14 protein-coding genes and 4 tRNA genes are annotated in these 9,813 nt (G+C 54.3%); all 18 read left to right on the top strand.

Annotated features, from left to right (window positions below):
• A partial coding sequence (locus ONB24_05595; GenBank protein ID MDZ7315578.1) for a YebC/PmpR family DNA-binding transcriptional regulator occupies positions 1-340 on the top strand: 340 nt, incomplete at its 5' end.
• Positions 340-810, top strand: a complete 471-nt coding sequence (ruvC, locus tag ONB24_05590) for a crossover junction endodeoxyribonuclease RuvC (GenBank protein MDZ7315577.1) — start codon at positions 340-342, stop codon at positions 808-810. The genes ONB24_05595 and ruvC, both read left to right, overlap by 1 nt.
• Before the next feature lie 20 nt (positions 811-830).
• Complete coding sequence (locus ONB24_05585; protein MDZ7315576.1) at positions 831-1,169, top strand: Holliday junction branch migration protein RuvA; 339 nt, start codon at positions 831-833, stop codon at positions 1,167-1,169.
• Positions 1,130-1,417 carry a hypothetical protein gene (locus ONB24_05580; GenBank protein ID MDZ7315575.1) on the top strand — a complete coding sequence of 96 codons (288 nt, stop codon included), beginning with the start codon at positions 1,130-1,132 and terminating at the stop codon, positions 1,415-1,417. The genes ONB24_05585 and ONB24_05580 overlap by 40 nt, the downstream gene beginning before the upstream one ends.
• A 3-nt stretch (positions 1,418-1,420) precedes the next feature.
• Positions 1,421-2,458: a Holliday junction branch migration DNA helicase RuvB gene (ruvB, locus tag ONB24_05575; protein ID MDZ7315574.1), complete on the top strand. Its 1,038-nt coding sequence runs from the start codon at positions 1,421-1,423 to the stop codon at positions 2,456-2,458.
• A 41-nt stretch (positions 2,459-2,499) separates the two neighbouring features.
• The gene (gene queA / locus ONB24_05570; GenBank protein ID MDZ7315573.1) at positions 2,500-3,528 is read left to right on the top strand and encodes a tRNA preQ1(34) S-adenosylmethionine ribosyltransferase-isomerase QueA; all 1,029 of its coding nucleotides are present in this window, start codon (positions 2,500-2,502) and stop codon (positions 3,526-3,528) included.
• Positions 3,529-3,537: 9 nt separating this feature from the next.
• Entirely contained in the window at positions 3,538-4,242 is a 705-nt protein-coding gene (gene ispD / locus ONB24_05565; GenBank protein MDZ7315572.1) for a 2-C-methyl-D-erythritol 4-phosphate cytidylyltransferase, read from the top strand.
• A complete protein-coding gene (ispF, locus tag ONB24_05560; protein ID MDZ7315571.1) occupies positions 4,214-4,702 on the top strand; it encodes a 2-C-methyl-D-erythritol 2,4-cyclodiphosphate synthase in 489 nt (162 codons plus the stop codon). Before ispD ends, ispF begins: the two co-directional genes overlap by 29 nt.
• The gene (gene cysS / locus ONB24_05555) at positions 4,703-6,133 is read left to right on the top strand and encodes a cysteine--tRNA ligase (GenBank protein MDZ7315570.1); all 1,431 of its coding nucleotides are present in this window, start codon (positions 4,703-4,705) and stop codon (positions 6,131-6,133) included. It abuts the gene before it with no gap.
• Between the two features lie 83 nt (positions 6,134-6,216).
• Positions 6,217-6,289, top strand: a tRNA-Thr gene (locus ONB24_05550).
• A gap of 13 nt (positions 6,290-6,302) precedes the next feature.
• Positions 6,303-6,384, top strand: a tRNA-Tyr gene (locus ONB24_05545).
• Positions 6,385-6,460: 76 nt separating this feature from the next.
• Positions 6,461-6,534 (top strand) — tRNA-Gly (locus tag ONB24_05540).
• A 9-nt stretch (positions 6,535-6,543) separates the two neighbouring features.
• Positions 6,544-6,616 (top strand) — tRNA-Thr (locus tag ONB24_05535).
• Between the two features lie 44 nt (positions 6,617-6,660).
• A complete protein-coding gene (gene tuf, locus ONB24_05530) occupies positions 6,661-7,863 on the top strand; it encodes an elongation factor Tu (GenBank protein ID MDZ7315569.1) in 1,203 nt (400 codons plus the stop codon).
• A 28-nt stretch (positions 7,864-7,891) separates the two neighbouring features.
• The gene (gene rpsJ / locus ONB24_05525) at positions 7,892-8,200 is read left to right on the top strand and encodes a 30S ribosomal protein S10 (protein ID MDZ7315568.1); all 309 of its coding nucleotides are present in this window, start codon (positions 7,892-7,894) and stop codon (positions 8,198-8,200) included.
• Between the two features lie 46 nt (positions 8,201-8,246).
• On the top strand, positions 8,247-8,867 hold the full coding sequence (rplC, locus tag ONB24_05520; protein ID MDZ7315567.1) for a 50S ribosomal protein L3: 621 nt from the start codon (positions 8,247-8,249) through the stop codon (positions 8,865-8,867).
• Positions 8,868-8,873: 6 nt separating this feature from the next.
• Positions 8,874-9,500 carry a 50S ribosomal protein L4 gene (gene rplD / locus ONB24_05515; protein ID MDZ7315566.1) on the top strand — a complete coding sequence of 209 codons (627 nt, stop codon included), beginning with the start codon at positions 8,874-8,876 and terminating at the stop codon, positions 9,498-9,500.
• Positions 9,500-9,802 carry a 50S ribosomal protein L23 gene (rplW, locus tag ONB24_05510; protein MDZ7315565.1) on the top strand — a complete coding sequence of 101 codons (303 nt, stop codon included), beginning with the start codon at positions 9,500-9,502 and terminating at the stop codon, positions 9,800-9,802. Before rplD ends, rplW begins: the two co-directional genes overlap by 1 nt.
• The last annotated feature ends 11 nt before the right edge of the window (positions 9,803-9,813 follow it).

Raw genomic sequence — 9,813 nt, 5'->3', positions numbered from 1 at the left:
CGGAGTCATTACCATCTCGGCCGATGCGGTTACGGAAGATGATCTCATGGTGGCCGCCCTCGATGCAGGCGCCGACGACATCCAAAAAGATGACGGAACCTTCCGCGTTCTCACATCGCCGACCGCGTTGGAAACGGTTAAAGCGGCGCTGGAAAAAGCAGGCATCGCCATAGAGTCGGCCGAAGTCACCATGGAACCGACCACCACGGTTCACTTGGAAGGAAAGCAGGCCGAACAGGTGCTCAAGCTTATGGACGTGCTCGAGGAGCATGACGATGTCCAAAACGTCTTTTCCAATTTCGACATCGACGAAAAGACGATGGAAGCTATGAACGCGTGATGATTATTTTGGGAATTGATCCCGGACTGGCGGCTACCGGCTACGGCATTGTTGAGCGGGTGAACGAAACCATACGATGCATCGATTACGGGACGGTTGTTTCGTCGCCCACCGAAGCTTTGGAATTTAGACTTAAAACCATATACGACGGCATTAACGGGCTCATCGATAAATACAAGCCCTCCCACGCCGCCTTTGAAGATGTTTTCTACGGACCCAATATCCAATCGGCTTTAAAGCTGGGCCAGGCGCGCGGCGCCGCTATGATTGCCGCCGTCAACGCTCGTCTTTCGGTGGCCGTATATTCGCCCAAAGAAGTCAAACAGGCTTTGACCGGTTACGGAGCGGCTTCGAAGGAACAAGTCCAGAGAATGGTGGCGGAACTCCTTCATTTGTCGCTGAACGATATGCCGACCGACGCCTCCGACGCCTTGGCGGTGGCGTTTTGCCACGCGCAGCGTCTGCGTTGAACCTTTAAACGACCTTGGCCATGATTGCCTTTTTGCGCGGCGTTTTGATAGATAAACAACCGACTCATACAATCATCGAATCCGGCGGCATCGGTTACGAGCTGCAGATACCGATTTCCACATTTGAACAGCTGCCGGCCAAGGGCGAACCGGTGCAGCTTCTCACCCATCTTTACGTGCGTGAAGACCTGCTGGCCCTTTATGGATTTTTTACCCTGGAAGAACGCGACCTGTTTCGAGATCTCCTGAGCGTCAGCGGCATTGGACCGCGGCTGGCATTGACAATGCTCAGCAATTCTTCCGTCGAACAGATCTATAAATGGATTGCCGACGGCGACGAAGCCGCATCAAAGGGGTAGGAAAAAAGACGGCGCAGCGATTGATTCTCGACCTCAAACTGCGCGCGGCAGACAAAGTGCGCGACGGCGGTGTCAAAGAAACGGCTGCGCCTGTAAAAAGCGAGTTGTTCGAGCAGGCTGCAGCGGCGTTGACGGCGCTTGGTTACAACCGCAAGGAAGCCGAGCTTTTAGTCCAAAAAGCTGCAGCTCAACTCGGCAAAGAGGCGTCGGTTGAAGAGCTGATTCGCAATGCGCTGCGCGGAGCCTAATTCATGACCGGCGATAAAACTTTTCGTGCCACGGATCCGGAACCTTTAGCGGGCGATCGCGAACTGGACGCCGCTCTGCGTCCTTTGCGTTTGAGCGAGTTCATCGGCCAGGAAAAGCTCAAAGCCAACTTGAGCGTTTTTATTCGCGCCGCCCTCGAACGGCGTGAACCGCTCGACCACGTCATCTTTCACGGACCGCCGGGATTGGGCAAGACCACGCTGGCCGGCATTATTGCCCGCGAAATGGGCAGCAACCTGCGGGTCACCTCAGGACCGGCGCTGGAACGGCCGGCGGATCTGGCCGGACTCCTGACCAATCTCAACGAGCGCGACGTGCTCTTTATCGACGAGATCCATCGCCTGAACCGCGTCATCGAAGAGTATCTCTATCCGGCCATGGAAGATTTCACTTTGGACATTATTATCGACAAAGGCGCCAACGCGCGATCGGTTCAGCTCAAGCTGCCAAAATTCACCCTGGTGGGCGCCACAACCCGCGCAGGATTGATCACCTCTCCTCTTCGCGCCCGTTTCGGCGTGGTCTTTCGGCTCGATTTTTACAAGCCGGATGAGCTGCAGCGGGTCATCACCCGTTCGGCCCGCATTTTGAGCATCGAGATAGATGAAGATGCAGCATTGGAAATCGCTCGCCGCTCCCGCGGCACGCCGCGCATCGCCAATCGGCTTTTACGCCGGGTCCGCGACTTTGCCCAGATCGCCGGCTGTTCGCGCATTACCCTCGAAATTGCCCGCGATGCCCTCTGGCGAATGGACGTGGATGAAGGCGGACTCGATGAAATGGATAAGCGCATCATTCTGTGCATCATCGACAAATTCGGCGGCGGGCCTGTGGGACTGAATACGTTGGCCATGGCGATCGGTGAAGAAAGCGACACCATCGAAGAAGTTTACGAGCCCTATCTCGTTCAGGAAGGCTTTCTCCAGCGGACGCCCCGCGGCAGAACCGCAACCGATTTGGCCTTTCGACATTTCAAGAGAAAAAGAAAAGAGCCGCAAAGCGATCTGTTTGCGGCCGAGTAGAGGCAGCCGTTCATTCTTTGCAAAACGGAGGTGAGGAAGCGATGAAATTATCTGATTTCAAGTACAACCTGCCGGAAAAGCTGATTGCGCAGTATCCCAGCGACAAGCGCGACGAATGCCGATTGATGGTTCTGAATCGTGCCGATGAGTCGATCGAAGAGCGTATCTTTAAGGATGTTATCGATTACATGGAACCAGGGGATTGCCTGGTCGTCAACGAAACAAAGGTTTTTGCCGCCCGATTGGAAGGCACCAAAGACAAAACCGACGCCAAAGTCGAAGTGTTTCTGTTGCGCGAACTGGAGCAGGGTTTGTGGGAAGTATTGGTGCGACCGGCGCGCAAGGTACGCGTCGGCAACCGGCTCTCCATCGGAAACGTGCTGACATGCGATGTGATCGACAACACCGTGTCCGGCGGCAGAGTCGTCCGTTTCAACAATACTGAAAACCTGTACGAGCTGGTGGAAGAGCTTGGTAAATCGCCGCTGCCGCCCTACATCAAGCGCGAACCTGAGCCGATCGACAAGGAGCGCTATCAGACCGTCTATGCCCGAGTGCGCGGCGCCGTAGCCGCTCCGACGGCGGGACTGCATTTTACCGAGGAGCTGCTTCAGCGTATCGAGCAAAAAGGCGTCAAGATCGCGCGTATCATTGTCCATTTGGGACTCGGCAGCTTCCGGCCGGTTGTAGTCGAAGACCTCAGCCGCCACAAAATGGATTCCGAATATTACGAAATCAGCCCCCAGGCTGCCGAAATGATTAACGAAACCATGCGCAATAAAAAGCATGTCATCGCCGTAGGGACCAGCGTCGTGCGGGCGTTGGAGACCAGCGTCACCTCTGAGCGGCTGACCAAACCCGCGCGCGGCTGGACGGACAAGTTTATCTATCCTCCCTACGATTTCAAGATCGTCAATCATCTGATTACTAATTTCCATCTGCCGAACTCGACTCTGCTCATGCTGGTCTGCGCATTCGCCGGTCGCGATTTTATTTTCAAGGCCTACCGAAAGGCCATTCGCGAAAAGTACATGTTTTACAGCTACGGCGATGCCATGCTGATTTTGTAGGCGGGTCGCGTGTTCGTCTCGGCAGTTATCGTCGCAGGCGGAGTCGGCAGGCGAATCGGAAGTTCTACGCCAAAGCAGTTTCTCCGCATCGCCGACAAGCCCATTCTTCAGTACACTCTGGAAAAATTCGACGCCTGCCGGCTGATCGACGAGATAATTTGCGTCCTCCCGCTACGCCTTGTTGCATCCTGGGAAAGCGTTATTCGCAACGAATGGCAAATTCGTAAAGCGGCGAAAATCGTAGGCGGCGGTGAGGAACGGTATCAATCCGTGCTGGCCGGATTGGATGCCGTTTCTCCGGCGACGGAAATCGTCATGATTCACGACGGCGTGCGTCCTTTCGTCAGCGAAAGGATTCTTGCCGAGAACGTCCGGGCTGCGGCAGAGTTCGGCGCCGCCGTAACCGCGTTGCCGCCGAAGGACACGATTAAACGGCTGTGCGGTCCGCAGAAGCTCGAGACCCTTGACCGCGCGCAACTGGTTCAGGCGCAGACGCCGCAAACCTTTCGAATCGAATTGATTCGTCGAGCTTATCAGGTCGCACTTCAAGACGGATTTTTCAGCACCGACGACTCTGCGCTGGTCGAACGGCTGGGCGAGCCCGTCGCCGTAGTGGAGGGCGAGTGGCGGAATATCAAAATCACTTCACCCGAAGATCTGCTGTTAGCCGAGGTTTTGTTGACGCATGAAGTTTCGCATCGGACACGGATTTGACGTTCACCCATTTGCCGCGGGCAGGAAACTGATCCTCGGCGGGGTGGAAATTGCGCATCATCAAGGGCTGGCCGGCCACTCGGATGCAGACGTACTCTGTCATGCCGTCAGCGACGCGCTGCTCGGCGCCGCCGCCTTGGGCGACATTGGTCGACACTATCCCGACACCGATGATCGTTACAAGGATGCAGACAGCCTTGCCTTGCTTCGCGAAACTGTTGCAAAGCTTGCCAAACTCGGCTGGCGGGTCGTCAATATCGACACGACTTTGGTGCTGCAGCGTCCGAAAGTTGCGCCTTTTGTAGAACAGATGCGCAAAAACATTGCTGCAGCCTGCGCGATCGAGACGGATTGTGTTTCGATTAAAGCGACGACAACTGAACGTTTGGGATTTACAGGCAGAGAGGAAGGCGCTGCCGCTCACGCCGTGGTCTTGATCCAAAAAGAAGGTGACTGCTGAATGGCGCTAAAAATTTATAACAGTCTGGCCAGAACGAAAGAAGAGTTTGTGCCTCTGGTTCCAGGCCGCGTTCATATGTATGTCTGCGGCCCCACGGTTTACGATTATCCCCATATCGGCCATGCAAAAAGCTATGTAAGCTTTGACGTGGTGGTGCGTTATCTGCGTTTTCTCGGATATCGGGTGCGTTATGTGCAAAACATCACCGATGTCGGCCACTTGCTGGATTCCGGCGAAGACCGCATCCTGAAAGGCGCACAGCGCGAGCGGCTCGAGCCGATGGAATTGGTAGAGCGCTATACCCGCGCTTATTTCGACGCCATGGATGCGCTCAACGTTTTGCGGCCCGATATTTCTCCCCATGCGGCCGGTCATATCCCCGAGCAAATCGAGCTGATCGAAATGCTATTGAGCAAAGGTTTCGCTTATGAGGTAGACGGATCGGTCTATTTCGATATTTCGAAATTTCCCGAATACGGTAAACTCTCCGGCCGCAAAGTAGAGGAACAAATGGCCGGCGCTCGATTGGAGATCATCGAAGCCAAGCGTCATCCGGCCGATTTTGCTTTATGGAAAAAGGCGGAGCCGGAACATATCATGCAGTGGAAAAGTCCGTGGGGGCGAGGATTCCCAGGCTGGCATATCGAATGCTCCGCCATGTCCATGAAATATCTCGGCGAGACTTTTGATATCCACGGCGGCGGCATGGAGAATCAATTTCCCCATCACGAATGCGAAATCGCGCAAAGCGAAGCCGCCACGGGCAAACCGTTTGTCCGCTATTGGATGCACAATAATATGGTTCTGGTGGACGGCGTCAAAATGAGCAAGTCCTTGGGGAATTTTACCACCATTGCTCAAGCGCTGGAAAAGTTTACCGGCGAGCAGGTTCGCTTTTTCATTTTGCAAAGCCATTACCGCAGTCCGGTTGATTTCAGCGACTCGGCTGTTGCTTCGGCCGCGCAGGGGCTGGAAAAACTGCAAAACACGGCGGCAATGCTGGATAAGGCGCTGCGCCACGCGCCTAAAGGCGAAGCCTCGGAAGACGTCATAGCGAGATGTCGGGAAATGCAGGGCAAGTTTATCGAGGCTATGAATGACGATTTTAACACCCCTTCGGCCATCGCCGTGCTGTTCGAGTTTTCCAAAATGATCAACATTTTGATCGGCAGCAGTCTGACCGAGGCTTCTTTGATGACGCTAAAGAGCGAATTCGATTCTTTGGCTGGAGATGTCTTGGGCATCCTTCCGAAGCAGCGGCAGAGCTTGGTAGCCGCCGAACCGTTCATCAATCTGTTGGTCGACATGCGCGCCCGTTTGCGACGCGAGAGAAATTTTGCTTTGGCTGATGAAATCCGGCAAAAAATGCAGGAGCTGGGGGTTGAAATTCAGGATACGCCGAGCGGATCAGAGTGGCGATTTTTGCAGTAAAAATAAAGTTAATAAAAAAAGAACTTGATTTTTCAGCTAAAATTGCTAAATTATGAGGCTTTAAAGCACTCTGGGATTTGTACGCCACCATAGCTCAGCTGGTAGAGCGGCTGATTTGTAATCAGTCGGTCGCGGGTTCAAATCCTGCTGGTGGCTCTAGAGCAGTTGCGGTGAGGTTCCCGAGCGGTCAAAGGGAGCAGACTGTAAATCTGCCGGCGAAGCCTTCGGAGGTTCGAATCCTCCCCTCACCACGAGCAATTGGGTTATCAGTATCGGTCTCGGATTATTATTTGAAACTGAGCCGATATTTTTTTAATCCAATCAATGGCGGGAGTAACTCAGTAGGCTAGAGTCACAGCCTTCCAAGCTGTTGGTCGCGGGTTCGAGTCCCGTCTCCCGCTCAAATGAGCGCCCACGTAGCTCAGTCGGTAGAGCACATCCTTGGTAAGGATGAGGTCACCAGTTCAATCCTGGTCGTGGGCTCGAAAATCAACCAATGTCACCATCAAGTTTGGAGGATTAAAGAAATGGCGAAGGCGAAGTTTGAGCGGAAGAAGCCGCATGTGAATATAGGGACGATCGGGCACGTGGATCACGGCAAGACGACGTTGACGGCGGCGATCACGATGTATTTGGCGAATCGGGGGTTGGCGCAGGTGAAGAAGTATGATGAGATTGACAATGCGCCGGAGGAGAAGGCACGCGGGATTACGATCAACACGGCGCATGTGGAGTATGAGACGGAGAAGCGTCATTATGCGCATGTGGATTGTCCTGGACATGCGGACTATATCAAGAACATGATTACTGGGGCGGCGCAGATGGACGGGGCGATATTGGTGGTGAGTGCGGCGGATGGTCCGATGCCGCAGACGCGTGAGCACATATTGTTGGCGCGTCAGGTGAATGTGCCGTCGATCGTGGTGTTTATGAACAAGGTGGATCAGGTGGATGATCCGGAGTTGTTGGAGTTGGTGGAGTTGGAGGTACGGGAGCTTTTGAGCAAGTACGAGTTTCCCGGGGATGAGATACCGATCATAAAGGGGTCGGCGTTATTGGCGATGAACAAGGGTTTGGCGGGTGATTTTAGTGGTGATGAGTGGAAGCCGATAGCGGAGTTGATGGATGCGGTTGACAGTTACATACCGACGCCGGTTCGGGCGATAGACAAGCCGTTTTTGATGCCTGTTGAGGATGTGTTTTCGATCACGGGGCGCGGCACGGTGGGGACGGGACGTATAGAGCGCGGGGTAGTGCGGTTGGGGGACGAGGTTGAGATCGTGGGATTGGGGGTTCATCGGAAGACGGTGGTGACGGGCATTGAGATGTTCCGCAAGTTGTTGGACGAGGGTCAGGCGGGTGACAATGCGGGGTTGTTGTTGCGGGGAGTGGACAAGGACGAGTTGGAGCGGGGGATGGTGATAGCGAAGCCTGGTTCGATCACGCCGCATACCAAGTTTGAGGCGGAGGTGTACGTATTGAGCAAGGAGGAAGGTGGTCGGCACACGCCGTTTTTCAACGGGTATCGTCCGCAGTTTTATTTTCGGACGACGGACGTGACGGGGACGGTGAAGTTGCCTGAGGGGGTGGAGATGGTGATGCCTGGGGACAATGTGCGGATCGAGGCTGAGCTGATCACGGAGATTGCGATGGAAGAGGGCTTGCGGTTTGCCATTCGCGAGGGCGGACGTACGGTCGGCGCCGGTGTGGTGACCAAGATCCTCAAATAAAAAGACAGCAAGAAGTGGAGAAGACTAGATGTCGGGTCAAAAAATAAGAATTAAACTAAAGGCTTACGATCATCGACTGATCGATTCCTCGACGGAAAAGATCATTCGGACGGCCAAGAGTACGAATGCGATGGTCTCCGGACCGATCCCCTTGCCGACGGAGCGCTCGGTCTACACGGTGAACCGTTCGCCGCACGTCGACAAAAAGTCGCGTGAGCAGTTCGAGACCCGCATTCACAAACGGGTGATCGACATTCTCAATTCCAATCCGAAAACGGTCGATGCCCTGATGAAGCTCGAGCTGCCGGCCGGCGTGGATGTCGAGATCAAAGTCTGATGATGGGTTGACCCTTTTTCTTGTACTTAAAACTTGTGGAAGTTACATGCGCGGAATCATTGGCAAAAAACTCGGAATGACGAGAATTTTCGACAAGGCCGGAAACGCGACCGCGGCAACGGTTATCGAGGCCGGTCCCTGCTACGTTACGCAGATCAAGACCGTCGAAACGGACGGCTATAACGCCGTGCAGTTCGGCTTTGACGAAAAGCGCGAGAAATCGGCCAACAAGCCCGAAAAAGGCCATGCAGCCAAAGCCGGTCTCAAGCCTTTCAAGATTCTGCGGGAATTCAGGGATTTTGAAAGCCCGGAGCCGCTGCAGTTGGGACAAAGCATCAAGGCGGATATTTTCAAGGAAGGCGAAAAGGTCAAAGTGACCGGTACCAGCAAAGGCAAGGGATTTGCCGGCGTCGTCAAGCGGCATCATTTCGGCGGCGGTCCCAAAACGCACGGTCAAAGCGATCGTCTGCGGGCCCCGGGTTCGTTGGGACAGTCCTCATTCCCTTCCCGCGTCTTTAAAGGCCTGCGCATGGCGGGACGCATGGGCGGGGATACGGTAACCGTGCGCAATCTCGAAATTCTCAAAGTCGACGCGGAAAACAACATTATCGTCGTTAAAGGCGCTGTTCCTGGTGCCGCAAACGGGTATGTTCTAATCAGAAAGTAGCGAGATATGGAACTGGAAGTTTATACCAAAGAAGGTACACCCGCCGGACGGACCGTAACGCTGCCGGATGAGATTTTCGGCATCGAGCCGAACGAACACGCGGTTTATTTGGCGGTAAAGGCGCAGCTGACGAATATGCGTCAGGGTACGCGCAAGACCAAAGGCCGGTCGGAAGTTTCGGGCGGCGGCCGCAAACCCTGGAAGCAGAAAGGGCGCGGTACGGCGCGCGCCGGTTCGACACGTTCGCCGATCTGGCGGCACGGCGGCACTGTTCACGGCCCGCAGCCGCAGGATTTCGAAATGAAGGTGCCGAAAAAGGTAAAGCGGCTGGCCAGAATCTCCGTTCTATCGCAAAAGGTTAAGGAGCAACAGGTCAAGATCGTCGAGGATTTCAAGCTCGAGGAACCAAAGACAAAACATGTGGCCGGTTTTCTGCGCAACTTTAATTTGTACGACCAGAAAACTTTGATGCTTTTGCCGGATTACGATCCGACGATGCTGCTTGCCGGCCGGAACATCAAAACGTTCCGCATGGTCAAGGCAACCGATGCCTCGACGTATGATCTGTTGAACTGCAAGACATTGTTAATCACCGAAGGCGCTGTTGAAAAACTAAAGGAAGCGTTAGCATAATGAAAAGCCATCATGAAATTTTGCTTCGGCCTATCCTGACCGAAAAAATGCTCAAGCTTCAGGAGACCGAGCGCAAGTACGGCTTTGTCGTCAGCAAGGACGCAAACAAGATCGATATCAAGCGCGCCGTTGAGAAGAAATTTGATGTCAAAGTCGATAAAGTCGCCACCATGATAGTCAAAGGTAAGCTGAAACGGCGCAATACGCGGCGGGGCCTTACGGTCGGAAAGCGGCCGGATTGGAAAAAGGCGATCGTGACGCTGCGCGAAGGCGAAAAGATCGACTTTTTTCAGACGACTTGAGGTTTGAGGAG

This window comes from candidate division KSB1 bacterium (assembly GCA_034505495.1).
GTDB lineage: Bacteria > Zhuqueibacterota > Zhuqueibacteria > Residuimicrobiales > Krinioviventaceae > Fontimicrobium_A.
Note: the sequence above shows the minus strand (reverse complement) of the source record. Positions and strands in the feature narration are given on the sequence as shown.

Bases quoted from the DNA above. Each gene is read 5' to 3' on its own strand.
- ONB24_05585 (MDZ7315576.1), top strand. From the start codon at position 831: ATGATTGCCTTTTTGCGCGGCGTTTTGATAGATAAACAACCGACTCAT.
- rplC (MDZ7315567.1), top strand. From the start codon at position 8,247: ATGCGCGGAATCATTGGCAAAAAACTCGGAATGACGAGAATTTTCGAC.
- ruvB (MDZ7315574.1), top strand. From the start codon at position 1,421: ATGACCGGCGATAAAACTTTTCGTGCCACGGATCCGGAACCTTTAGCG.
- tuf (MDZ7315569.1), top strand. From the start codon at position 6,661: ATGGCGAAGGCGAAGTTTGAGCGGAAGAAGCCGCATGTGAATATAGGG.
- queA (MDZ7315573.1), top strand. From the start codon at position 2,500: ATGAAATTATCTGATTTCAAGTACAACCTGCCGGAAAAGCTGATTGCG.
- ruvC (MDZ7315577.1), top strand. From the start codon at position 340: ATGATTATTTTGGGAATTGATCCCGGACTGGCGGCTACCGGCTACGGC.
- rplD (MDZ7315566.1), top strand. From the start codon at position 8,874: ATGGAACTGGAAGTTTATACCAAAGAAGGTACACCCGCCGGACGGACC.
- rplW (MDZ7315565.1), top strand. From the start codon at position 9,500: ATGAAAAGCCATCATGAAATTTTGCTTCGGCCTATCCTGACCGAAAAA.
- ispF (MDZ7315571.1), top strand. From the start codon at position 4,214: ATGAAGTTTCGCATCGGACACGGATTTGACGTTCACCCATTTGCCGCG.
- ONB24_05580 (MDZ7315575.1), top strand. From the start codon at position 1,130: ATGGATTGCCGACGGCGACGAAGCCGCATCAAAGGGGTAGGAAAAAAG.
- cysS (MDZ7315570.1), top strand. From the start codon at position 4,703: ATGGCGCTAAAAATTTATAACAGTCTGGCCAGAACGAAAGAAGAGTTT.
- rpsJ (MDZ7315568.1), top strand. From the start codon at position 7,892: ATGTCGGGTCAAAAAATAAGAATTAAACTAAAGGCTTACGATCATCGA.